This is a genomic window from Amycolatopsis sp. NPDC043885 (genome assembly GCF_056435685.1).
On record NZ_JBWKEA010000029.1, the window covers coordinates 1 to 21,603 of the forward strand.

At 69.9% G+C, this 21,603-nt stretch carries 34 protein-coding genes and 1 pseudogene; 3 read left to right on the forward strand and 32 right to left on the reverse strand.

The genetic code is table 11. From position 1 onward, the window contains the following. Positions 1-268 precede the first annotated feature (268 nt). From AC069I_RS42500 to AC069I_RS42650, 31 genes are all read right to left on the reverse strand, one after another. Positions 269-550: a hypothetical protein gene (locus AC069I_RS42500; protein ID WP_478267884.1), complete on the reverse strand. Its 282-nt coding sequence runs from the start codon at positions 548-550 to the stop codon at positions 269-271. A gap of 65 nt (positions 551-615) precedes the next feature. Continuing rightward, entirely contained in the window at positions 616-822 is a 207-nt protein-coding gene (locus AC069I_RS42505; RefSeq protein ID WP_478267885.1) for a hypothetical protein, read from the reverse strand. Between the two features lie 120 nt (positions 823-942). Next, positions 943-1,566, reverse strand: a complete 624-nt coding sequence (locus AC069I_RS42510) for a hypothetical protein (protein WP_478267886.1) — start codon at positions 1,564-1,566, stop codon at positions 943-945. Continuing rightward, positions 1,563-1,940 (reverse strand): DUF4031 domain-containing protein, encoded by a 378-nt coding sequence (locus AC069I_RS42515; RefSeq protein WP_478267887.1) that lies wholly within the window; start codon positions 1,938-1,940, stop codon positions 1,563-1,565. Before AC069I_RS42515 ends, AC069I_RS42510 begins: the two co-directional genes overlap by 4 nt. Then, on the reverse strand, positions 1,937-2,170 hold the full coding sequence (locus AC069I_RS42520) for a hypothetical protein (protein ID WP_478267888.1): 234 nt from the start codon (positions 2,168-2,170) through the stop codon (positions 1,937-1,939). The genes AC069I_RS42515 and AC069I_RS42520 overlap by 4 nt, the downstream gene beginning before the upstream one ends. Next, positions 2,158-2,805: an HNH endonuclease family protein gene (locus tag AC069I_RS42525; RefSeq protein WP_478267889.1), complete on the reverse strand. Its 648-nt coding sequence runs from the start codon at positions 2,803-2,805 to the stop codon at positions 2,158-2,160. The genes AC069I_RS42520 and AC069I_RS42525 overlap by 13 nt, the downstream gene beginning before the upstream one ends. Further along, positions 2,802-3,059 (reverse strand): hypothetical protein, encoded by a 258-nt coding sequence (locus AC069I_RS42530; protein WP_478267890.1) that lies wholly within the window; start codon positions 3,057-3,059, stop codon positions 2,802-2,804. The genes AC069I_RS42525 and AC069I_RS42530 overlap by 4 nt, the downstream gene beginning before the upstream one ends. 91 nt (positions 3,060-3,150) lie before the next feature. Continuing rightward, entirely contained in the window at positions 3,151-3,624 is a 474-nt protein-coding gene (locus AC069I_RS42535) for an NUDIX domain-containing protein (RefSeq protein ID WP_478267891.1), read from the reverse strand. A gap of 69 nt (positions 3,625-3,693) precedes the next feature. Beyond that, positions 3,694-4,506 (reverse strand): metal-dependent hydrolase, encoded by an 813-nt coding sequence (locus AC069I_RS42540; protein WP_478267892.1) that lies wholly within the window; start codon positions 4,504-4,506, stop codon positions 3,694-3,696. Continuing rightward, on the reverse strand, positions 4,503-5,486 hold the full coding sequence (locus AC069I_RS42545; protein WP_478267893.1) for a hypothetical protein: 984 nt from the start codon (positions 5,484-5,486) through the stop codon (positions 4,503-4,505). Before AC069I_RS42545 ends, AC069I_RS42540 begins: the two co-directional genes overlap by 4 nt. A gap of 75 nt (positions 5,487-5,561) precedes the next feature. Continuing rightward, positions 5,562-6,038, reverse strand: coding sequence for an AAA family ATPase (locus AC069I_RS42550; RefSeq protein ID WP_478267894.1), 477 nt, complete (start codon positions 6,036-6,038; stop codon positions 5,562-5,564). Beyond that, positions 6,035-6,322 (reverse strand): hypothetical protein, encoded by a 288-nt coding sequence (locus tag AC069I_RS42555; protein ID WP_478267895.1) that lies wholly within the window; start codon positions 6,320-6,322, stop codon positions 6,035-6,037. The genes AC069I_RS42550 and AC069I_RS42555 overlap by 4 nt, the downstream gene beginning before the upstream one ends. Positions 6,323-6,409: 87 nt before the next feature. Continuing rightward, positions 6,410-6,649 carry a hypothetical protein gene (locus tag AC069I_RS42560; RefSeq protein ID WP_478267896.1) on the reverse strand — a complete coding sequence of 80 codons (240 nt, stop codon included), beginning with the start codon at positions 6,647-6,649 and terminating at the stop codon, positions 6,410-6,412. 101 nt (positions 6,650-6,750) lie between these two features. Next, positions 6,751-7,416, reverse strand: a complete 666-nt coding sequence (locus AC069I_RS42565; RefSeq protein ID WP_478267897.1) for a hypothetical protein — start codon at positions 7,414-7,416, stop codon at positions 6,751-6,753. Then, on the reverse strand, positions 7,409-7,618 hold the full coding sequence (locus AC069I_RS42570) for a hypothetical protein (protein WP_478267898.1): 210 nt from the start codon (positions 7,616-7,618) through the stop codon (positions 7,409-7,411). The genes AC069I_RS42565 and AC069I_RS42570 overlap by 8 nt, the downstream gene beginning before the upstream one ends. Continuing rightward, positions 7,615-8,430 carry a hypothetical protein gene (locus AC069I_RS42575; RefSeq protein WP_478267899.1) on the reverse strand — a complete coding sequence of 272 codons (816 nt, stop codon included), beginning with the start codon at positions 8,428-8,430 and terminating at the stop codon, positions 7,615-7,617. The genes AC069I_RS42570 and AC069I_RS42575 overlap by 4 nt, the downstream gene beginning before the upstream one ends. Before the next feature lie 46 nt (positions 8,431-8,476). After that, positions 8,477-8,941 carry a hypothetical protein gene (locus tag AC069I_RS42580; protein ID WP_478267900.1) on the reverse strand — a complete coding sequence of 155 codons (465 nt, stop codon included), beginning with the start codon at positions 8,939-8,941 and terminating at the stop codon, positions 8,477-8,479. A gap of 89 nt (positions 8,942-9,030) precedes the next feature. Beyond that, positions 9,031-9,237 (reverse strand): hypothetical protein, encoded by a 207-nt coding sequence (locus AC069I_RS42585; RefSeq protein WP_219154639.1) that lies wholly within the window; start codon positions 9,235-9,237, stop codon positions 9,031-9,033. A 76-nt stretch (positions 9,238-9,313) separates the two neighbouring features. Then, positions 9,314-9,502 (reverse strand): hypothetical protein, encoded by a 189-nt coding sequence (locus tag AC069I_RS42590; RefSeq protein WP_478267901.1) that lies wholly within the window; start codon positions 9,500-9,502, stop codon positions 9,314-9,316. 72 nt (positions 9,503-9,574) lie between these two features. Further along, on the reverse strand, positions 9,575-9,823 hold the full coding sequence (locus AC069I_RS42595; RefSeq protein WP_452071798.1) for a hypothetical protein: 249 nt from the start codon (positions 9,821-9,823) through the stop codon (positions 9,575-9,577). A 78-nt stretch (positions 9,824-9,901) separates the two neighbouring features. Beyond that, positions 9,902-10,426 carry a hypothetical protein gene (locus AC069I_RS42600; RefSeq protein ID WP_478267902.1) on the reverse strand — a complete coding sequence of 175 codons (525 nt, stop codon included), beginning with the start codon at positions 10,424-10,426 and terminating at the stop codon, positions 9,902-9,904. Between the two features lie 110 nt (positions 10,427-10,536). Beyond that, a complete protein-coding gene (locus AC069I_RS42605; RefSeq protein ID WP_478267903.1) occupies positions 10,537-12,741 on the reverse strand; it encodes a sigma-70 family RNA polymerase sigma factor in 2,205 nt (734 codons plus the stop codon). 143 nt (positions 12,742-12,884) lie between these two features. Beyond that, positions 12,885-14,288, reverse strand: coding sequence for a hypothetical protein (locus AC069I_RS42610; protein WP_478267904.1), 1,404 nt, complete (start codon positions 14,286-14,288; stop codon positions 12,885-12,887). A 185-nt stretch (positions 14,289-14,473) separates the two neighbouring features. Continuing rightward, positions 14,474-14,905: a hypothetical protein gene (locus AC069I_RS42615; protein WP_478267905.1), complete on the reverse strand. Its 432-nt coding sequence runs from the start codon at positions 14,903-14,905 to the stop codon at positions 14,474-14,476. A 24-nt stretch (positions 14,906-14,929) separates the two neighbouring features. Continuing rightward, the gene (locus tag AC069I_RS42620) at positions 14,930-15,499 is read right to left on the reverse strand and encodes a hypothetical protein (RefSeq protein WP_478267906.1); all 570 of its coding nucleotides are present in this window, start codon (positions 15,497-15,499) and stop codon (positions 14,930-14,932) included. Between the two features lie 48 nt (positions 15,500-15,547). After that, positions 15,548-15,799, reverse strand: a complete 252-nt coding sequence (locus tag AC069I_RS42625; protein ID WP_478267907.1) for a hypothetical protein — start codon at positions 15,797-15,799, stop codon at positions 15,548-15,550. Positions 15,800-15,802: 3 nt separating this feature from the next. Continuing rightward, the gene (locus AC069I_RS42630; protein ID WP_478267908.1) at positions 15,803-16,078 is read right to left on the reverse strand and encodes a hypothetical protein; all 276 of its coding nucleotides are present in this window, start codon (positions 16,076-16,078) and stop codon (positions 15,803-15,805) included. A 471-nt stretch (positions 16,079-16,549) separates the two neighbouring features. Then, positions 16,550-17,641, reverse strand: a complete 1,092-nt coding sequence (locus AC069I_RS42635) for a hypothetical protein (RefSeq protein WP_478267909.1) — start codon at positions 17,639-17,641, stop codon at positions 16,550-16,552. A 139-nt stretch (positions 17,642-17,780) separates the two neighbouring features. After that, positions 17,781-18,008, reverse strand: a complete 228-nt coding sequence (locus AC069I_RS42640; RefSeq protein ID WP_478267910.1) for a hypothetical protein — start codon at positions 18,006-18,008, stop codon at positions 17,781-17,783. Beyond that, on the reverse strand, positions 18,005-18,244 hold the full coding sequence (locus AC069I_RS42645) for a hypothetical protein (protein WP_192747037.1): 240 nt from the start codon (positions 18,242-18,244) through the stop codon (positions 18,005-18,007). The genes AC069I_RS42640 and AC069I_RS42645 overlap by 4 nt, the downstream gene beginning before the upstream one ends. Then, positions 18,241-18,468 (reverse strand): hypothetical protein, encoded by a 228-nt coding sequence (locus tag AC069I_RS42650; protein WP_478267911.1) that lies wholly within the window; start codon positions 18,466-18,468, stop codon positions 18,241-18,243. Before AC069I_RS42650 ends, AC069I_RS42645 begins: the two co-directional genes overlap by 4 nt. Before the next feature lie 490 nt (positions 18,469-18,958). Between AC069I_RS42650 and AC069I_RS42655 the strand changes: the two are divergent. The 3 genes and pseudogenes from AC069I_RS42655 to AC069I_RS42665 form a co-directional block, all read left to right on the forward strand. Next, positions 18,959-19,162: pseudogene (locus tag AC069I_RS42655) on the forward strand (GntR family transcriptional regulator); the annotation flags it as partial. A gap of 39 nt (positions 19,163-19,201) precedes the next feature. Next, complete coding sequence (locus AC069I_RS42660; RefSeq protein ID WP_478267971.1) at positions 19,202-19,705, forward strand: GntR family transcriptional regulator; 504 nt, start codon at positions 19,202-19,204, stop codon at positions 19,703-19,705. Continuing rightward, positions 19,702-20,634: an N-acetyltransferase family protein gene (locus AC069I_RS42665; RefSeq protein ID WP_478267912.1), complete on the forward strand. Its 933-nt coding sequence runs from the start codon at positions 19,702-19,704 to the stop codon at positions 20,632-20,634. Before AC069I_RS42660 ends, AC069I_RS42665 begins: the two co-directional genes overlap by 4 nt. Positions 20,635-20,767: 133 nt before the next feature. Here the strand turns inward: AC069I_RS42665 and AC069I_RS42670 are convergent, their stop codons facing one another. Continuing rightward, the gene (locus AC069I_RS42670) at positions 20,768-21,589 is read right to left on the reverse strand and encodes a helix-turn-helix domain-containing protein (protein ID WP_478267913.1); all 822 of its coding nucleotides are present in this window, start codon (positions 21,587-21,589) and stop codon (positions 20,768-20,770) included. Between the last annotated feature and the right edge of the window lie 14 nt (positions 21,590-21,603).

A 21,603-nucleotide genomic window follows, 5' to 3' on the forward strand; every position in this document is an offset into this window, starting at 1 on the left:
TTCCTCGACTTTCTGGTCCCAGGTCAACGACGAGCACGCCGAGACCAGCAGTAGCGCCGCACCGGCCGCTGCGGCGGCCACAGTTCGTCCCCACCTCGATGTCATGCGCACAAGGTAGGCAGAGATGCGCGGTCAGTAGCGAACCGTGGTGGGCGTGTCCACGGAAACCCCTGAAATGGAGCAGCCCCTGGGCTGCGGCCGCGAAAGTGCCCTGAACGCACGAAAGCCCCCGGCCGACATCGGCCGAGGGCTTTCGTGGCGTTGCTCGTCAGTCGCCGTTCCACATGACGAGGTGGTTGGCCTCGCCGCCGATGTCGATGGCGGCGTCGTGGTCGGGAGCCTTCAGGGCTTTGCGGTTGCTCTCGGGCACGAGCTCCAGCTTTCCCGCTTTGGAGAGTCGTTTGAGGTGTTCGTCCTGGGCGGCCCGGCTCGCACCCCGCCCGTCGAGGCGGGGGCGCAGTTCGACCAGGGCGACCCAGTCCCGGGGTCCGCGCGCGAGCTTGTTGATCTGCTCGCGAAGGAGGTTCTCCCACCGTTCGTCGGCGGACATGCTGGTCATCCTTTCTGCATGACGGCGGGTGCCGTCCGCGATGCGGTGTTGAGTCGGGGCGGGGGTTACCGCAGGGCTCGGGCCACGTCGTCCGCGCTGGCGGCCAGCACGACCTCGTAGGCCTCGCGCAACGTGGCGTCGTCCACGACCTCCAGATCCTCGACCGTGACCTCGCCGCGCGCGCAGTCGATCGCCTCGCGGTCGGTCATCGAATCGTCGGTGCTCTCGCGGGTGTCCTTGGCCACCAGCGCGATCGCGTCACTGAGGTTCATCGTTCGTTTTCTCCTTGGGTTTCGGTACTGCTCAAACGGGGGCTGCGGGTTCGCGTGAAGCCGAAGCCGCTGGCTTACCGCCAGGGGCCCTTCGAGCAGGGGAGTGTCACGTCCCCTGAATCAGTGGCCGCAAGCCTTGCGACCAGCGCAGATGGCCAGGTGGGTGAGCAGGCTGCGCACGTCCTGGCGGCCGATCTCTCCGCCGATGATCCGGACGGCGTTGGGTGCGGTGTAAGCGTGGAACAGGCCGGCGACGACCAGGCGGGTGCCGTCCGGGAGGGTGCCGCGGATGTTGAGCCGAACGAAGCCGGCGGTGTCTGGCTGGGCATTGAACATCGTGTTGTGCACGGTGATCTTTTCCAGCCAGAAGAGCAGCGCGTTGACGGTCTGGCTTGCGGACAGCTCGGCGGCGAGGCACACGCCAAGGGCGCCGTCGGGCAGGTCCGTGGCTACGGTGGCGGTCGCGAGCTGCAGACCGTCGTGGGCGATCTTCACCAGCGGCGCCGGTACGGTGCTCAGGCCAGCGACCCATGCTGCGCCGTCGTGGCGTCGGTTGACCTCGACGCCGTAGAGGCTGAAGTTGCCGGCGAGTTCGTCGAGGACCGTGGCGTCCACGAGGCCCCACCAGCGATCGGTGTCATCCCACACGCTCCACTGACCAGAGTCGTGTGTGTCAACCGTGATGGCGCTGGTGTCGTCGGCGATATCGCTGGCGAGGGCACGGGGTTTGAGGGTGGCGGTCATGGTGTTCCTCCTTGGGTTTCGGCACTGCTCACACGGGGCTGCTCCGGTCGGCAGGTCCCGTGGGCCATGCGGTGCTTGATCAGGTCGGGCAGGTCGCGCCAGCCGACGTCGACGGCGCCGAGCTGCAGCGCGAGGTCGCGCTTGGAGCGGGTGATGTCGTAGTGCCAGGTCTCGGCGGCGAAGCTGCCCGGCAGGGCCGGGGACGGCCGCTTGTAGGACCGGACACGGGGGTCCTGGAACCAGCGGCGCTGCAGGCCGAGCCTCACGGCGAAATCGTGGAGTTCGTCTTCGGTGTCGGCGATCATGTGCGACCAGTGCCCGCTCCGGCCGTCGACCCTTGCGGGAGCGGCGAAGTCGTCCACGTAGACCGTCATCGCCCGCTCCGGTAGACCTCGGCGCGTTTGACGAGGGTGTCGGCCAGCCCGGTGCAGGTGACGATGGTGGCCTCCATGCCGGTCGAGTTCGCGACGCGCCAGGCGTTGGCCTCCTTGCGGATCTCGACAACGACGTTCATCAGCTCGTCGGCGATCAGGTCCCGCGCGTGCGGGCTGAGGCCGGCGGTGAGCGGGCGGGCCAGCCCGGCGAACGGAGTCACCTTCGGCACCGTTTCAGCATGTCGCCGAGCGCGGTCTTCTCGGCCCCGGTGACGGTGAGGCCGTAGTGGTGCTTGACCGCCGTCCACGCTGTGGCGTAGGCGCACCAGTAGGACACCAGCGGCGGCTTCCACTGGTCGGGCGACTTGTCGGACTTCTCCTGGTTGACGTTGTCGGTCACGGCGAGCAGCTGCGGCCGGGTCAGGTCGTTGGCGAACGCTCGGCGTTTCTCGGTGGCCCAGGACTTCGCGCCGGACACCCACGCGGCGGCGAGCGGAACCATGTGGTCGATGTCCACATCGGTCGCCTTGGTCCAGGTCTCGCCGTCGTAGGGGCTGGGCCAGGTCCCGGCCGTCGGCGCGCAGTCCGGGCCGGTCACCACGTTCTTGCCGTCGCGTTTGAGCACGACCTCGCGGGTGTTGCAGCTATTGCCCTGGTCGTCCCAGTGCGGGAACTTCTTCCGGTCGTAGCCGTCCATCGAGCCCCGGGGCGCGACCCGGAGCGCGGCCAGCTGCTGCCCGGCATCACCCGGGGCCTGCACCGACACCGGCGCGGGCGCGGGTTGGGCACCGGTGGCCGCGGGCACGCCGCAGGCGGTGGCGAGGACCGCGACGGCGACCAGGGTGATCGTGGCGAGGCGCTTCATACGGCACCTGCCGCACCGCGGGCCTTCACGGCCGCGACGAGCTCGTCGACCTCGCGGGGTGTGGGCGTGTGGACGTCGCCGGCGGCCCAGGCCTGCTCGTCGAGCACGTCGGTCGCCGCGGCGTCGATCGCATCGTGGTCCCAGCGGCCGCGGAAGTGGCTACCGAGCCGGGCGATCACCCGCTGGACCAGGTCCGGCTCGTCGTCCCGGCGGGGCACGGTGTCGCCGGAGCCGCTGTGAATGGTGATGGGCATGGTCTTCGTCCTCGATTGTGGTTGGCGGGCAACGAAAAACCGGGGCCGAACCTCGTGGTGAGGTCCGGCCCCGGCGGGGGCGTCGCTGGGTTCAGTGCTGGATGTTGAGCAGGGCGGCGATGTTGTGGCGCTGGGCGGCGACGGCGTCGGTGAGGATCCGGCGGTGGTCGAACGCCATCCGGTCGCCTTCGAGAACTTTGTGGACCGGTCGCCAGGCGGCGGCCTCGGCGTCGCTGTCGGGGACGGGATCGGGCGCGTCGGGCAGCACCGCGCTGAAGGCGGTGGTGGAGTAGTCACCGCGCGGATCCCGGCCCGGGTCGTTGTAGACACCGACCTGGATCAGCTCCTGTGGCGCGTCGATGCCGGTCTCTTCGCGGCATTCGCGCCGGGCGGCCGCTTCGGCTTTCTCGCCGGGGTCGAGGTGCCCGCCAGGCAGGGCGGCTTTGCCCTGGTGCGGCTCCCAGAGCCGGTCGATCATCAGGACCATCAGCACGCCGCCGCGTTCGGTGAACAGCACCATGTCGGCCGTGTATCGCGTCGTGGTCGCTTCCGGTGATGCGGACAAGTGAAACTCCTCTTCTTGTTGTGTGCGGGGGAAATCGAGTGAGCCGCGCCGGATCGGCCAGGCTCGTGATCAGCGGGCCAGGAGCGGCAGGGACGCCGTCGCGACGGAGCCGGGACTGTGGAACGCCTCGACGAGGTAGGGCCAGACGCCGGGGATCGCGGCGACACAGCCGAGCACGACCAGCGGGAACACCAGCCAGTTCTCGACCTTCTTGCCGGTGCGGAAGCGCAGCAGGCTCGGCGGCCGGAGCTCGTACCAGGTCTCACCGGCGATCGGGAGCGGGAACAGGAACGGGCAGCCGGATTCGGTGAGCGCGTCGCCGAGGCAGTGGGTGATCGCGCCGGCGGCGACGGCGGTGCCGAGCCAGCCCGCGGACTCCTCGAGGGCGGCGAGCGCGGCCGGGCCGAGTCCGGCGGGCCCGTCGACCTGGGTCCACCAGCTCGCCGCGGCGATGCCGAACGGGACCAGCATGAGCGTGCCGAGCCGGTCGTAGGCCAGCAGCAGCCCGAACGCCAGCCAGACGAGCACCGCCCAACCGCCCCACGCGGTCGTGGTCGCCCAGCACACCGCGCCGACCACCAGGGCGAACAGCACGGTGTGGGTGGCGTGCCGGTGGGTGCCGTCGCATTGTTCGTCCCGGGGCCCTTTGGTGGCCCGGTACAGGGTGGCGGACATCCGCCGCAGCCCGGCCGAGAGCCCGCGGGTGATCGGGCCGAGTGTGCGGGTGATGGTGCTGCTGGGGTGATCCAGGTCGGGCAGCAGCGCGTATCCGGCGCAGGTCGCGGCGAACGGGCCGACTTCGGCCAGGCCCTCAAGTCCGATCGCGGGGCCGAGCAGCAGACCGGCCAGGACACCGGTGGCGGCGTGGGTGCGGCCCATCATCGCGGCCGCCGCTGCAGGGCCTGCAGGTCGCGGGTGAACGCGGCCTGGCCGTCGACGTAGCCGCGCAGGTCGATGTCGTGCGGCAGCTGGGGAACGTGGCCCAGGGCGAGCGTGCCGAAGGCGACCAGGGCGACGCGGGCGACGGCGTCGGAGCCCTTTTTCGTCTGCGGGGCCTGGTAGAGGCAGTAGGCGCCGTGGGCCCAGAGCCGGAGCGCGGCCGCGGGGTCGGTGGTGGTGATCGCCTCGGCGAAGGCGTCGACGGCGGCCTGGTGCAGGCGCGCCCGGTCGGCCTCGGAGGCGGTCGCGGTGTAGAGCAGGGCACCGCCGGTCTCGATCCGGGTGGCGTCCCCGCCACGGGCGGCGATCCGCGCGGCGAGCTCCGTCGCCGCAGCGTCCGCCGCGTGGCCGCGCAGGAGCCGGTTGCCCAGCACGAGCGTGCCGTCGACGAGTTCGACGAAGTTCTGCAACACCGCGCCGTGCGGGGCGTCTGCCTCGAATCGGGCCAGGGCGCGGCGGCCGGCCTCCACGAGCGTGTGGAAGGCCGGGGTCGCGGCGCCTCCGCGATAGAGGCGGAAGGCGGGATCCCAGTACGCGCCGTGGCGGACACGGCCGACGTAGCCGATGCGGTCGTAGTTCGTGGTGTGGTCGGTGATCGGGGTCCGGTACCGGGTGTGGTCGAGCGGGATCCCGGTGCCGCGGCGGACCTCATTGGTGTCGCGGGCGAGCTGGTAGCGCCAGTGGCGTGCCGCGTCGAGCGTCGCGCTGACCATGCGCTGGGCGTCGCCGGGGACGTCGTGCAGCCGGTGGGCGACGGTGGCGGCCAGGTCCTGGGCGATGGCGGCCTGGTGCTCGGCGAAGCGCGTGATCCGCGTCAGGGCGGCGGGATCGTTGGTGCGCTGGGCCAGTGCCGGGGTCGGGAACGCGGCGGCGGTGATCTCCTCGATGACGGCGAGGTTCTTCGGGCTTGTGGTGGCGGGCATGGGAAATCCCCCTCATTGCGGGCAGAAGGAAGCGCGGGCCGGGAGGATCCGGCCCGTGTGTGGAGGAAAGGTGGATCAGTGCAGCGGGTGGCCGAAGCCGTCGAGCTCGGTGACCTCGGCGAACCCTTCGGCGCGCAGCGCCGGGATGGTCAGCTGCTGGATGTCGTGCCACATCCGCTCGACGACGTCGGCCGGGACGGGCCGGGCACGCGCCGCGTTCCGCTGGAGGATGAGGTCGAGGTCGGCGCGCAGGACGAGCGCGACCGGCCGGGCACCGTGCTGGGCGGCCAGGCCGAGCCAGCGGGCGCGGTGCTCGGCGACGGTGGAGGTGGCGTCCAGGGTGACGTCGAGGCCGTCGGCGAGTGTCTCGTCGATCTCGGCGTGGACGGCCGCGACCGCGGCAGCCGAGACGGCGTGATCGTGGGCGTGGCGACCGAGCTGGGCCCGGGCACGATCGAGGGAGTACACCTCGCCGAACTCCATCGCCTTGTTCCGGCACAGCGCCGTCTTCCCGCTCGCCGGTGCCGCGATGAGCAAGCGGAAGGTGGTCACCAGCCAACTCCTTCGGGGATCGGGGCGGGTTTCCAGCCGCTGGGCCAGGGCGCGTCGCGGACCATGGTGTGGGTGCGGGCGCAGCGCCGCTGGGCCTCGGCGCGGGCGGCCGGGGTGTTCGGCTCGACGTCGAATGCGTTGCCCTGGCCGTCGCAGGAGGCGGTGTATTCGACATCCGACGAACTGCCGGGGCGGGAGCCGGTGCCGCCCGCGGGCGGCTCGCAGGACGTGGCCGGCGCGACGGCCAGGACACCGGCGAGAGCGAGGGCGTGGATCGTGGCCATGAATGAACCTCCAGAAAAGCGCGTCGGGGCCGGAACCTGGTGGTTCCGGCCCCGACGCGGGTGATGGCGGTCAGCTGTCTGTTGTTCTCACAGCAGGTTTTCGGGTGTGCTGCGCTGATGTCTGATGTAGCAATCGACTACGACATCCCATCGGACACTTGCGGGCACCTGGCCGTTGTAGTGGCCTTCGAGAAACGCTTCTGCCTCGTCCACGGTGGTTGCACCGTCGTTGAGCAGGTGGCCAAGATCATTGGCCACCGCCTGGGCGATGTTGTCGGGGATGCCGGCCTTGTCCGCGATGGTTTCGGTGTCGCTACTGATGATCATCTCGGTACGTTCTTCCCTGTTCTGGACGGTCAGGTCGATGGCTGGGCAGCCACCCGGAGGGCCGGGGTCCTGGTGGCCCCGGCCCTCCGCGCGGTGGTCGGTCAGGTGAGCGGTGCGCCGGTGAATCCCGGCCGCTGCTGGGCGTCCTCGATCGCCGCGTCCTGGGCGACGTCCTGCCGGTGTTCCAGGTGGTCGGCGACGACGTCGAGGCCGCGGTCGACACAGAGGTGCAGCAGGTAGAGGGCGGCGACCGGGGTCAGGCGCAGCAGCAGCTGCGGTCCGGCCACGCCGAAGGCCTCCGGGGTGTTGGCGGTCCAGGCCGCGAGCAGGTCCGGGATGGCCGGGGCGGCCAGCAGTGCGGCCAGCGCGAAGTGGAGCAGCCGGGTGTTGCGGACCAAGGCGCGACCGGCGCGGTCCAGCTCGTGGCGCTCGACGACGTCCAGGTCCTCGGGATGATGCGTCCGGGCGAGGTTGCCGTAGATGGCGCAGCGCCCGACCGTGAAGATTCCCAGCAGCAGCACGGCGATCAGGGCGCCGGTGAGCAGGTGCTGCGGACTGCGGCCGGTCGCGGCGGGCCACAGCCACTGCCCAGGACGATCGAGCACGAGCAGGTAGAAGACGTACGCGGCCGCGGCAAGCAGGACGACCTCGGCGGCGGACTGCGCGCCATCAAGCCAGCCCCGGTAGTAGCTGTTGAGCCGCCACTGCGGCGACGCCGGTGGCCGTGCCCGCGGATCGAGATCGACGAGGTCGATGAGTTCACGCATGGGAGGTCCTCTCCAGGAGGGACGGGATGGACTGCCGGGGCAGGTCGAGCGGCTGGGTCGGGGGCTCGGCGGTGCCGGGCGGGTCGTCCTCGTCGGGGGTGGCGGCGATCGCGGCCCGGTACATCTGCCAGGCCAGCAGCAGCGCGACAACGCCAAGGACGGCGAACGCGACCGCACCGATGAACACCAGCGCCGGGATCACGCGAAGCTCCCGGTCATCCGCGGCGCGGCCGGGGCGGTGTAGTAGTCGCCGAACACCGCGGCGGTGGCCGCATCGAGCGGGTCGTCCGGCGCGATCTCGGTGTGCACCCAGGGATCCCCGTCGGGGAAGAAGGGGACCCGGGTGTCGTATTCGTGCCCTGCGCCGTCCCGGATCCGCGCGGTGCCGGCCTCGGTGCCGTGGCCGCGCATGCGGATCCGGTTCGTCTCCGCCAGCTGCCGCCACAGGGCCCGCTGCCCGGTGGGCAGGGTCGGGTCGTCCTCCCGCTCCAGGGTGGCCAGGAGCGCGATGTTGAGCTTCGTGGCGTGGCGGGCGAGCCGCGCCCAGCGGTGCGGGCGGTCGCCGACGACCTGCGCCGCGTTTTCCACGACCGCGAGCAGGATCGGCAGCTCGGTGCCGGCGAGGGTGGCCAGGCCGCGCTCACGCAGGAGCTCGGCGCGGACCTCCGCCGCGTCGCGCAGCAGGCCGATCACCGTGTCCTGGGCGCCGCCCAGGACCGGGACGCTCGCGATCCGGGCGAGCAGCGGGTTGTCCAGCCCGCCGAAGGGAGCGGTGTAGAGCGTGGTGACCGGCACGGCCTGGCTGGCGCGGGCCGCGGCGACCAGCGCCCGCACGGTGGTGCTCTTGCCGGATCCCTTCGGGCCGGAGATCACGCCGCTGGAGACGTGGACATCGTCGGCGAGGTCGAACCACGCGGGCCCGGCTCCGTCGAGACGCTGGCCGAGGCCGATGTTGCCGGAATGGTCCCAGGCCAGCGCGGGGCTGGCGGCGGGGGTGGTGATCATGGTCGTCATGGGCGGATGCCCCTTTCTGTGCGTGGTGAACGGGATGTGCGGGAGGTCAGGCGGCGTCGCGCTCGTCGACGCCGATGCCGTCGGCTTCCTCGTGCTCGGCGGCGTTCTCCCCGTCCGGACGGTGGGAGACGGCCAGGGCGAGGCGTTCGGCGAGCCGGGTACCGATGCCGAGGTCGATCGCGTGGTCGACCACGGCGTTGAGCCGCAGGGCCAGGACCCAGCCGGGCTGGTCGTCGGCCGCGCAGGCCATGCGGTCCAGCACGGCCTGCAGATAGGGCCGCTGTTCCAGCTCGGGCAGCAGCCCGGTCTTGCGGGCGTCGTCGACGTCATCGGCCGCGCGGGTCAGGGAGGCCTGCTCCGCGGCGGTCTCGGCGAGTTCGTCGAGCAGCTGCGCGTCCTTGAGGTCGGTGTCGCTGCAGCGCATCGCGGTCACCAGCCCGTCGACGAGGTCGGCGAGTTCGAGGTACCGGGCGGCGGTCTCGGGGGAGAGGTGGGTAATCGTGCCGGTCATGCAGCGTCCTTCCTGGTCGGGGACATGGCGAGGAATACGAGGCCTGCGAGGGCTATCCGGTCTCGCAGAGAGTGCGTGGCGGTGTGGCGCTACAGGTCGCGGGTGCCGCCGAGGAGCTTGCGGCCGAGGCGGATCTTCGTGCCGGATCCCTTGCAGCGGCCGCACTTGCGCCAGAACTTGCCGTCGGAGGTGAGGTGTTTGCCGCCGTCGCAGTTGCCGCAGGCGGTGTAGGGGTAGCACCAGCAGTAGCCCAGGTAGAGCAAGGTCAGCGCAGCGAAGAACAGCAGCGGCTTCATGGCGGAGGGCCTTCCTGAGACGGCGACGGCCCCGCCCGGAGACCGGAGCGGGGCCGTCGAGGCGAGCGGTGGACGGTCAGGACGCGCACGCGCCGCCGCTGTCGGCCGGGGCGGTGTCGGGCGCCGGGCAGGAATTCCCGGACTCCTGGCCACCGCCGGTGTCGACCAGGCTGGCGTAGTCGTCGTAGCTGGAGGTGGCGACCGGGTACGGACCGGGCCGGGCCGGGCGGGCACTGCGGGAGCGGGTCGGCCGTCGGTTGGTCATCAGCGAACTCCTTCATCACGGGGTGGACGGATCAGGCGGTTGATCGGGAGGGAACGGGTCGAGGGACCGGGTTTAGCGGCTGTAGCGGTCGAACACCGCGCGTCCGAGATCGGACTTGCCGATCGAGGCGAGTGCCTGCTGCAGAACGCGTCCGTCAGCCGAGGACACCGCGCTCCCGTCCCCGCCGGTGGTCTCGCCGGTCTCGCGGTTCACGATGAAGGAATGGCGCGGCCGGTTCGGGCGCTCGCTCCACGACAGGACGATGTCTGTGCCGATCTCGGAGTGGGTGAACTCGGGATCCGGATCGATGGTGTTGACCATGGCGGTTCTCCTCAACGGGATTGGGTTGTGCAGGAATCGAGATCTGCGCGGCCAGGGCGGCTATGCCCCCGGCCGGGGTCAGTGGGCCGGGACCGGGTCCTCCGCGCGGCGGGCGGCGGGTGTGACGGGCGGGGTCTTGACGCTGTCCCGGCGCCGGCGGCTCTCGGTCTCGATGGCGGTGACGCGCAGGTTCGCGTGATCGACCCAGCCGCCGGCGGCGCGGAAGGCGGTGTGCACCCCGCACTCGCCGGTCCTGGCGTCGTGGCGGAGCACGCCGAGGACCTCGGTCACCGCGGCCTGGGTCTCGCTCCGCAGATCGAGGTCGACGCCGTACGGGCTCCAGCGGGTGTGGAGTTCGAGCAGCCGCCGGATCACGGCGGCGGCGTTGAGAAAGAGCGTGTTCGGCTCGGTGCGGCTGGCGGTGGTGAGCAGCCGCTCGTGCAGGGCGAGCAGGTCGGTCACGATGTCGTCGCCTAGGTTCGCGGGCCAGTCCTGGACCCAGGCGGGAACCGGGTACGCCCCGACCTGGTCCCGGCTGGGCAGGTCGATGGGAGTCCTGGCCGGTGCGGGGATCGTGCGTGTGGCGCGTTTCCTGCCGAACATGCGGCGTCCTTTCCGATAGAGACGGCTTGCGAGGCCTGCGAGGGGTTATATTCCTCGCAGGCCTCGCAAGCTTTCGGGGTGTTCTTGCTGGTGGTGCTTGTCCGGCTGGCCTACTTGATGCGGTAGACGCCCGGGGTGATGTTGTCGAGGCGGGTCTCGCCGAGCGAGCGGAGATGCCCGCGCACGGCCTGTTCGCTGATGCCGAGCGCGGCTGAGAGGTCCTTGGTGTGCCAGGCCTTCCCGTCGCTCATCAGCTCCATGACCCGCCGCGGTCCGGGTTTGAGATCGGCCGCGGGGACGCCCTCGGGGGCGGCGACTGCGCCGCCGGTGGACTTCCCGGCCGAGGGCCGGACCGGCAGCACCCGCACCGACGCCAGCCCGCCACCAGTACTCGCCGCCGGCGTCGCGCCGACGCTGGTGCTGGTGTCCTGTTCCGCCTGGCGGGGGCCGCTGGTGAGCATGGTCAGCGCGGTCGCCTCGGGTGCCGCGTCGAAGGCCTCCAGGGTGGCGAGGGCCTTCTCGGTGTAGCGGGCGGCGGTCTTGTGCCGGTTGCGGTAGACCAGGCCCGCGGCCTTGGTGGCCCGCGCGTCCAGGGTCGCTTTCGGCTTGGCGGCCAGGTATTCGGCGGCGTGGTCGCCGATGTTGCGGGCCCGCCACATGACGTGTTCGCGGTCGGTGTCGATGGCGTAGCCGTAGCCGCCGCCCTTGCGCAGGCTCAGCGGTGACGGCGCGCTGCCGGGCAGCAGCCCGCAGTGGCTCTTCTCCATCATCCGCATGATCAGCAGGTTCCCGGTGATCATGCCCGACCGCAGGGCCGCGGAGTTGCCGAAGGTGTCCATCGTGAAGATCTGGCTGGCGCCGATGAACCCGATGCCCAATTTTCGGGTGACCCGGTCGAGTTCGCCGAAGTCGTAGCCGAAGGTGTTGCCGGTGATGGGGTTCTTCACGTTGAACGCCTTGTGGCACTCGTCGATCATCACCATGATCGCCGGGCGCTCGCGGGTGTGGGTGAACCCGTCGAGGCCCATCGCGACGTTCTCCGCCTCGCGGATCTTCGCCACGTTGCACACTGCCCGCCACAGGTGCAGCAGGTTCCCGATGTAGGCGAGCTCAAGCTCGCCTTCATCGGAGTTCAGGCCCATCAGCGACCAGTCGGCGTGGTCCTTCAACGCCTTCGACGACGCGCCGCCCTGGGGGTCCATCCACCAGATCTCGAACCCGAGCTCGCGCAGCCCGTCGGCGATGAGCTCCAGGACCCGGCTCTTGCCGGATCCTTTCGACCCGAGCACGAAACCGCTGTTCACCGAGTTCGGTCCGGCGACGTGGTAGCGGGTCGCGCCCTCACCGTCGATGTACGGGCCGATCTCCAGGTAGATGTCCTGGCCCTCGACGTGAATGACCGGGCCGGTGTAGGTGGTGTCGACCTCGGCGCTGATCCGCACCGCCATGGTCGCCTCGGTCGGCGTGGCGCCGTCGTCGAAGGTGATGTCCTTGGCGAAGAACCCAATCGCCGAGCCGATCTTGCCGACCAGGTTGCGCAGGTCCTGCACGGTCTGCTTGCCCGGCACGAGCGCGATGGTGAAGCTCACGCGGTGATCGGCGACCTGCGGGTCGGTCAGCTGCGCGCCGGGCAGGAGGCCGGTCGGGATGGTGACTGTGGCGTTCCAGGCCTCGAGGATCGACTCGGCCGCGGTGACGACCGCGCCGGCCTCGGCGTCCGGCTCCGTCGTCGGGACGAGGTCGGTCGGGCTGGCCAGCACGAGGTCGGTGCCGGCGGGGTAGCCGGGGCGGATCCGCTGCCACCAGCGCGCGGATAACGCCACAGTGCCCAGTCCGAGCGCGAGCCACATCTCCAGGGCGTTCGCCCCGGTCAGCGGAGTGGTCAAGCACCAGGCGCACGACGCGACGACCCCGGCCTGCACACGGCTGGTCATGCCGGCCTTCTCGATCTGCTCAGAGCACCGTTTCGCCAGCTGCCAGCCACCGGCGAGAGCGACAGCACCGGTGCCACCGGCGATCGCGAGATCGGCGGGACCGTCGGCGAACTCGGTGGCGACCGACCCGGCGACGCCGAGCGTGGCGGTCGCGGCCGCGGCGTACCAGGGGTAGCTCGCGCGGCGGGTCCGCCACCCGAGCGACCGGATCTTCTTCCGGGTCTTGGTGACGTTGTCCTTGGCCGCGGTGACCTTGTCCCGGGCGGAGGTGATCGTGCCCAGCACGCCCCGGGGCCCGGTCTCGACGGCCGGGGTGGGCTGCGGGAGCGGGAGGTCGGTGGCCACCGGCGCGGCGGCCGGGGCGGTCTTGGTGTCGGCCATGATCGGGTCCTTTCAGTCGGTGGCCGGATGGGATGAGTGCGCCGGGCGGGAGTCGGACCCGCCCACCAGATGGGGCACCGGCCGGGTGGCCGGTGCCCCTGTGGTGTCCTCTTTCGGCGCTACCGCAAGGAATTCGCGGCTGCTCAGGCGTTGGCGTAGAAGTCGGTGTCGCTGGCGACGTTGCCAGTGGCGGCCTGCGTCTGGACCTGCTCGGCGATCCCGGCCTGACGGTCGAAGGCCTCCGCGGCCTTGTCGTAGGCGCCCTTCGCGCTGGTCGCGTTGTCCGGCAGCGTGTTCAGAGCCTGCTCGGCGTTCTGCAGGGCCTGCTGCATCTGCGTCAGCTGCTCGTTCGCCAGCTGGAACTGGGTGATCGGATCGCCAGTGAATCCGTGCGACTGCAGGGAACTCATCGCGAGCTCGGCGTCGCCGAGCTCGGCCGTGAGGTCTGCGGCGAGCGTCGCCATCTCGGCCTTCTGGGCCTCGACGACACCGTTGATGCGGTCCAGGTACTCGGTCATCTTCGCGGTGTAGGCCTTCGCCGCGGGCAGGTTGGTGATCTCGGCGCTGGCGTTCATGTTCGCGTCCTCCATGGTCGTCGCGGTGGGGTTGCCCGCCGGGGAACCGGCGGGGGCTGAGGAGTCCTCGACGACTTCGGCGTCGAGGACTTCGGTGGAGCTGCTGGGCCCGGCTTCCAGCTGCAGCGGCTCAGGCGGGGTCGGCGGTGTGTCGCGGACGATCTCGCCCTCGGCGCGGATCGTGCCGGGCTTGTCCGCCTCCGGGGCCTGCCCCTGCGAGCGATCGAAGATCGGCCCGCCGAACCCGAACGCGTACCGGGTGTCGCGGGGCGTGTCCTCGAAGGGGTAGGTCCCGTTGCTGAAGCGGTATTCGTCGCTGTCGTGGACGATCGGCTCCTCGTAGTCACGGTCATCGGGCGGAGGCGCTCCGCCCGATGCGGTCCGGCCACCACCGGGTTGGCCTGCACCGTGCGGCACAGAACCGGGCGGCGGCATCGCTCCAGGCGGCGGGACCGAGCCAGGTCCCGGCGGGGGCGACGTCGACGAGGAGCCGGCATCGGCGGCCGCGCCGTGCGCCGCGTTGGCGTCCCAGGCCGCGTCCTCGTCGCGGGCTGCGTTGGCGTCCCAGGCGGCGTTCTCGTCCCGGCGGGCGGTCGCGCGAGCCTTCGTCTTGTCCCACGCGACACCGAACTTCGCCGCCCACCGCTCGGCGCGTTCGGCGCGCTTGTCGGTGCGGGCGATCTTCTTCCGCAGCCACTCGGAATCGTCATGCTCCTGCCGTTTGGCCTGCAGCATCTTGCGGCGCCGGTGTTTGCGGTTGGAGCGGTCGGCCCAGGCCTCGACACTGTTGGTGAGCATCCGGCCGAAGTAGCCGCGCATCCCGGGCTTGATCGGCTTGTCCGGGTGCTTGAGTTTCCATTTCTCGATGCTGGGCGGGGTCTTGCCCCGGGCCAGGGCGATGGAGTCGGGGACGGCCTGCGCGGCCTGCTTGGTCAGGTAGGCACTGATGATCAGGATGAACAGCAGCTCCACGGCACGTTTCCTCCTTTGCGGCTCGGTGGGGTGATGGTCTGTGCGCGCCCCTGGCGGGAGTCGAACCCGCCCACACGCAAAGCCCCTGGCGACGGGGGCGTGTGGTGACACCGGTGAGGGCTGCCCCGCGGTGGGTGACGCCCGGGGCTCGGGCGGGCTGAGGACCTGGCCACGCGGGCCGGGCCTCAGCCGGTGATGGCGGCGATGACCTGCGGGCCGACGCCGCCGGTCTTGGTGACGATCGCGTCGAGAAGCTGCCCGACGATGCCGAGGCATCCGGCCGCGAGCATGGGCAGCAGCACGATGCCGGTCTTGGCCAGGCCGTCCGGTTTCCGGTCGACGGCGATGTCGAGCACGGTGCCGACGAACAGCGCCGCGGCGACGATGGTCACCAGGATCGCGGGATTGCCGCCGAACCAGGTGACCGGCCAGCCGATGACCCAGATCAGGATCCCGCCGAGGAACCCGCCGATGTCCGACAGCGCGAACGCCGTGGTGGCCAGGAACAGCACCAGCGGGGAGATCAGCCAGGCGAACCAGTCGGGGATCCATTTCGCTCGGCGTTTGCGGATCAGGATCCAGAACACGAACAGTGCGAGGGCGGACAGGATGTACATGAAGGGCTCCTTCGGTCGGGTGGATCAGTAGTTGGTGAGCAGCTCGATGGCGGTGTGCGCTGGCCACAGCAGGACCGTCAGCACCGTCCGGGTGCTGGGCAGCAGCGACGCGGTGATCAGCAGCGCGATGAACACGACGGCGCGGACCGGGCGTTCCATCAGCCACGCGCGGGTGTAGCCGCGGGCGGCGTGGTACATCGCGATCCAGGACCAGGCCTGGCTTGCCGCGCGCAGCACCGGCACGTCCGGGGTCTGGGTGTTGTCCTTGCCGTAGCGGCGGAGTTTCTGCAGCGACGGCCGGTCCTTCGTGGCGATGTCCGGCGGGCCGAACATGTCTTTCGCCCACGGCTTCGCGACGCCCTCGGTCCAGGACCTCGCCCTGTCGACCGGCGACCCGCCGTCGTCCGGACCGCCGGTGACGTCCTCGGCCGGGCCGGTGGTGTCGGGCGGCGGGACGACGCTGAGGTGGGTGTCGGGGCGGATGGCCGGGATCGGGATGGTCTTCTCGACGTCGGTTTCCGGCGGGACCGGACGTCGCGCCTGGTCCGTCGTGGACGCGGGCGTCGGCTGGGGCAGCTCGTGCACGGCGGACATACGGGATCACTTCCTTTGCTGAGGTGGGGACCTGTTCGAAAAAGGGGGTCAGCGGATCAGCTGGTCGCCCGCGCGGACGAGCGCGTGCAGCGCGGCCTCCAGCGCGGTGACGTCGGCGCCGGGATCCCGGCGCCGGGCCCGCGCCGCGGCGGCGCGGGCGTAGTCGAAGCCGTGCGCCAGGCGCTGGACCGGGTCACCGGTGGCGGCGAGTTTCTCCGCCAGCAGCGCCCTCGAGTTCTCGTGATGACGCCGGCGCGCGGTCGGTGTCCCAGGCTTGCGCGTCCTGCGGTGACCGGCCATCAGCTACACCCGCCAGCCGCGATACGAGGTCACCAGCCGGGTGCTGCCCGGCTGGTAGATCCGCAGCACGTAGCGGGCCAACCACGGCATCTCCTCGCGGTCGCCGCCGGGGTCTTCGCCTTCGGCAACACACGCCAGCGGCAGAAAGTGCTTGGCCAGCGTGGTTTCGGTGTCGACCGGGTCGTCGAGGTCGAAGAACTCGGTGAGCTCCGTGACCCGGTTCGGCAACCGGCCGCCGTCGAGGCGTTCCAGGCGCAGTTCGTAGCGTTCACGAGCCAATCGGATGGTCCTTTCCAGACGTGCCAACACAAAACGGGGAAGACGAGGGAAGAAGTGAGGTGAGGGCCGGTGGCCGAGCGCGCGCTGAAACCAGGCAGGTTTCATCGGGGGATGCGGCGCTCGGCCACCGGGGTTTCCCGCGCAGCACAAACGTGGGGGAGGGGCGTGCTGCGCGGGGTGGGCGCCGGACGTCGCGCAGGTGTGGCTGCTCACCACGCGGCGTCCGGCCGTCTCGGGCGGGCCGTTCCAGGGGCCTGGGCAACGCTCGCGAACCGCGGGAGAGCTGACCTCCGCGAGCGTTCCCCCGGTGCTGGACCGGAGAAAAGGTGCTACTGGCTAGCGGGCCTTGCGGGCCTGCCAGGACTTACGGACCTCGGGCGCCAGGTTGAGGACGGCGAGGATCGTGCACAGGGTCAGAAGGACTCCGACGACGGCACCGGGCATGGGCTTTCCTTTCCAGAACAGGGGTTGTTACTGGCCGATGTGCTGTTTGATCTCGCGGCACCAGTTCTTGATCGTGGTGTCCGAGGAGGGCAGCTCATGCCCCTCCTGGACGAGTGCCTCTTTGAGCATCGCCGGGGTGCGGGCCTGGCGGGCGATGCCGAGCTGGACCGCCGTCTGCTTGTCCACGACCCCGGTGGAGGAGGGCTTGGCCTGCGCGGGCTTCGCCTGCTTCACCGGCGCCGCCGCGGCCGGGGCCGGTGCGGGCTCGGCGCTCGGCTGCGGAACCATCTTCACCGCCTCCCGCAACGCCTTCTCCTCGGCGCGGCGCCGCGACGCGGCCTGTGCCTCGATCTTGGCGTTCCGCTCGGCGACCGCGGCGTTGTACGCGGCGAGCTGCGTCTCGTAGTCCTTGGCCGCCAGGTGCTCGGCCATGGTGTGCGCGGCGAACCCGACCAGCGAGCCACCGCCGAACATCACCGCCAACCCGATCTGGATCGGCGCCCAGTGCAGGACGTTAAGGATGGTCGCGTACGCGCAGACGAGGCAGGCGATCAGCAGCAAGGACTTCCATGCCCCGCCCGCGTAGCGCCGTTTCAGCGACGAGGATCCGGCGCCGATCATGGTGATCTCGGCGAACGCCGCACCGAACGCCGCCGCGACGTAGCCGAGGATCTTCATCTTGCCGTCCAGGCCGCTGGCGATCAGCGAGCCGAACGACGCGATCTGACCGACCGCGCCGACACCGACCGACATCCAGTAGCCGACGCCGAGCGCCCCGGCGGTACGGAAGTGCTTCTCTCCCGGCGGTTCCGGCTTCTTCACCTCCACCGGCGGTGGCTCATCGGCCGGGCGGGGGATCGGCTGCGGCAAAGGAACCGGCGCCACCGCGACGGGCGCGGGCGGCGCGGGCGGGGGAGACGGGACGGGCACGGGAGCGGGCGTTGCCGCGACCGACTCCGGCTCCGGTTCGGCCTGTTCGGTCTCGGCCGGTGCGGGTGGGGACGTGGCCGGCCTGACGTCGTCGAGCTGGGAGGGCATCTTCTCCAGCTCAGCGGCCAGCTGAGCGAACACGTCCTCGGGCTGGTCCTCGGCCGGGCCGAGGTGCTTCGCGTCGGGCACGGGGCGTCCTTCCTTCTCGTGCGGGTGGGGAAATCCTGCCGGGTGGTGATCGAGGGGGATCCGGTGGCCTGGGCACCACACGCGCTCGGGGTTCCTCCGCAGAGGAGAGCGTGTGGTCCCCCGGTGCCGGAGCGCCGGGTCAGGTGGCTCGCAAGGCGTCCTGGATGTGCACAAGGACGTCGAACTCCTCGGCGATCTCGGCCTTCAGCTGATCGATCCGCGCTTTGAGACCAACGGGATCCACGCTGTTGCCGCTGCGGTAGAGGATGGTCTCGCAGTGCACCAGCAGCTGTTTGCTTACCGCACCGGCGATCACGTCGTGCTGCAACGCGCCGAGGTCTACGGAATCCGTGGCCGGGGCGCTCATCGCTGCACCTGTCCCCGGGCCCGAAACACCCGGTACAGCCAGAACGACGCGGCCAGACCGGCGAGCGCGGCCACCAGCTGGGTCGGCTCGTGGGAGCCGAACAGCGCGATCAGGCCAGCGGTGAGGATCGTGGCCATCGCCAGCAGTGGCGAACCGACCGGCTCGGGGACCGTGGTGGGCGGGACGGGCTGCGGGTCGGCCAGGCCGACGTCGCGGATGACGTGCTCGGTGATCATGCTGCCTCCTCCAAATAGTCGTGGTCGGCACCGGCGGGGAGCGGAACGACGGCCGCGGTGAACCGCGGCTCGGCGAGGCGCTGTCGGTGAACGCGCTCGTCCTTCGTGGTGGTGAGCAGCGCCAACTGCTCGAAGACTTCGTGCAGCCGGTCGTCGGTGGCGGACAGCAGGTCGAACTCGACCTGGGTGAACACGGCGGCGTACTCGGCGAGGGTGGCGCTCATAGCGATCTCCGTTCGTGGGTGACTCCCGGAGGCCCACCCGCCGGGGAAGTGACGGGTGGGCAACCGGCAGGCATCGATCGGTCTGACCTGCAAGAACGTGAGAGAAAGGGACCGCCTCGACTTCGGGGATACCTAGGCGCGCATCGCTCGGGCTTACCGTCCTGGCGGGCTGGAAATACGCGCTCGTAGGGACCTAGGTTTCGCGGTCCTATGAAGATTTCTGCGTCTCCTCGCGTCTTCAGAGGAGTCCTCACCGGAGAACCGGGGGAGTGGAGCGAACCACCACGGGCGCAGACCCGCGTGAATTGCGGCGCCCCGGGGATTGGACCCGCGAGAACCGACCAACACGTTCAACGTTTTTGATGTGTCGAATGTGTTGAACCGACGGTAGCTCGCTTGTTGTGGATCACGCAAGACCTATGGATATATTTGATACATCTAAACTTGGAAACCAAGGTCAACAGCAGGCTGAGAGGGCTGATCCGAGACGATGGCATCCAGTAGTCAGACAGCCGCCTACGTGCGGATTGCAGCCGAGTGGGCCGAGAAGATCGACAGCGGCACACTCCGTCACGGCGATCCACTGCCGACACGGGAGGAGCTCGCCGAGACGTACGGCGTCTCCAAAACCGTCATCAGGGACGCACTGGGACTCCTGCATCAGGACGGGTACCTGCAGTCGAACACCAGGCGCGGGACATCGGTGTTCCGGCTCGCACGCTACGAGCTCCCCATGTACGTCCTCGAGGCGGATGATCGCGGGCGCGACGCCTTCACCGACGCCGTCGAAGCTCAGGGCGGACGGCCCTACCAGCACATCCGAGTGGAAACCATCGTCCCGTCGGATTCGATCAAAGCCGCGCTCAATCTGGCGGACAACGATCTGGTGCTCGCGCGACGCCGGATGCGCACTATCGACGGCGTCCCCTACTGCATCACGGACTCATACTTCCCCTTTGACCTGGTCAAGGGCACCGAGATCGCCGATCCCACAGACATCCAACGCGGTGGCCGCCATGTCCTTCGCGAGCATGGTCACGAGATGGTCCGCCACCGCGACAGCATCCGATCACGCCGGCCGCACGCACGAGAGATTTCCGAGCTGGAGATCTCCAGCGGACTTCCCGTGATCCGGCACGACCGCACCAGCTACACCGCATCCGGCCAGCCAGTTCGCCTGATGGCGAGCGCCTTCCCTTCCGACCGCTGGGAGCTGACCTACGAGGTGGAGAAATGACCTCTGCTCGGTACCTCATGCACCGCGCGACGATCTCGGATCTGCCGGCCGTCATGTCCCTGCTCGACGCACGAACAGCCTGGCTGCGCACCCGGGAAACGAACCAGTGGAACACTCGCGAGTTCGAACCCGTCATGCGCGACGCAATCAACCGCGGCGAGACCTGGCTGCTGACGGAGGCCGGGCAGCCCGTAGCGACCCTGACGCTGACCACTGTCGCGGATAGTGACTTCTGGACCATCGAAGAGCGACGAGCCCCCGCGTTCTACCTGTCCAAGCTCGCCACGCGCCTTGATCGCAAAGGCGAAGGACTTGGCGCCCTCTTGATCGACTGGGCTGCCGGCTACGCAGGCACCCGAGGCGTGCTGTGGCTGAGGTGGGACGTCTGGCGCACCAACGTCGAGCTGCAGAACTATTACCTCAGCCTCGGCGCGACACTCACCCGCACCGTGGACGTACCTGGTCGCCACTCTGGTGCCCTGTTCGAACTGTCCAAAGCCGCCCGTCCCGACCTCGACATCTCCACGGCCACCGACTTCGCGCCTGTCCTCACGCTGCCCAGCACGGAGAGGAAGTCCGCGGCCGAGATACTGCCCGTCGACCTGTACGGGTACACGGGAGTCGACTCAGCAGGGAACCAGCTCGGCCACGAGTACTGCCGGATCGTCGACGGCTGGAAGACCAACCCGCTCCACACCGCCGACATCCACGACCCGACCGTCGCACCGGTAAGCGTCAGCCAACACCACAGGCCGCTACTGCATGACGCCGGCGACGGCTGGCATCTCCAAGGGGCCTTCAGCAAACCAGTCGGCGACACCTGGCCTGCCCAGCTCAATCCGGCCACACTGCGACGAGGCCAGGTCTACCGACTCCAACTATCGACCGACCAGAGCGCCGTTCAGCTCTTCGGCGACATCGACAGGTAGGTAGCGTCTTCACTGCATCGGGGTGGGACCAGGAGTCACCTGGTCCCACCCCTTTTTCATGCCCACTCTGGAGTTCTCAATCAACATCTAGTCAATGCGAGATTGACTACGCCTGTGCGCGAAAAAGGCCTGGTCAGGCCTCCTGAAGAAAGTCTTGTCTGATGCGGTCGAGGTGGGTGCGGGCGTCGTCGCCCCAGGTGATCAGGTCTTGGATCTCGGTCCAGTAGTCCTCGTAGTCGCGCAGGTTCTGGGCGTCGGTGATGAGGGCGGTGGCGTTGATGGTGCCGACGAGGACGGCGCGGGAGTCGTAGATGGCGAAGGGGTGGAGGGCGGGCACGGTCGCCGGGGTGGTGGAGGGGATGATCCCGAGCCTGACGTGTCCGGCCTGGCTGATGTCGATGAGGTGGGCGAGCTGTCCGGCCATGACGTCGGGGCTGCCCATGCACCAGCGGAGAGCGCCTTCGGCCATGACGATGTCGATGGTCCGGCCGCTGGTGAGGATGTCCTGGCGGAGCAGTCGGGCCTGGATGGTCCGCTCGAGGTCTTCCTCAGGGAGGGAGTCGCCGAAGAGCGCGCGGATGTAGTCCGGGGTTTGGACGAGGCCGACGATGATCGACGGGGAGAACTCGCGGATCCGTTCGGCGGTTTGCTCGATTTTGCCGATGCGTTCCTGCATCCACCAGCCGCCGCGCTGCAGGGTCATCCGCGCGCTGTGGCTGGCTTCTTTGAGGTCTTGGGCCATCTGCATGAGCTCCTTGCGGACTGTGGCCGGCGCCTTGTAGACGCGGCACAGGGCGGCGACGTCCTCGGGGCTCGGCGCGAAGGCGCCGCGTTCCGCTCGGGAGACCTTGCTCTGGGACAGCCCGGCTCGCTTCGCGGCTTCGTTCCCGCTGATGCCGAAGTCCTCGCGCAGGGTGCGCAGCGCGGTCGACAGCGGCGGGGTCGGCGTGGTCACGGTGTATCTCCTGG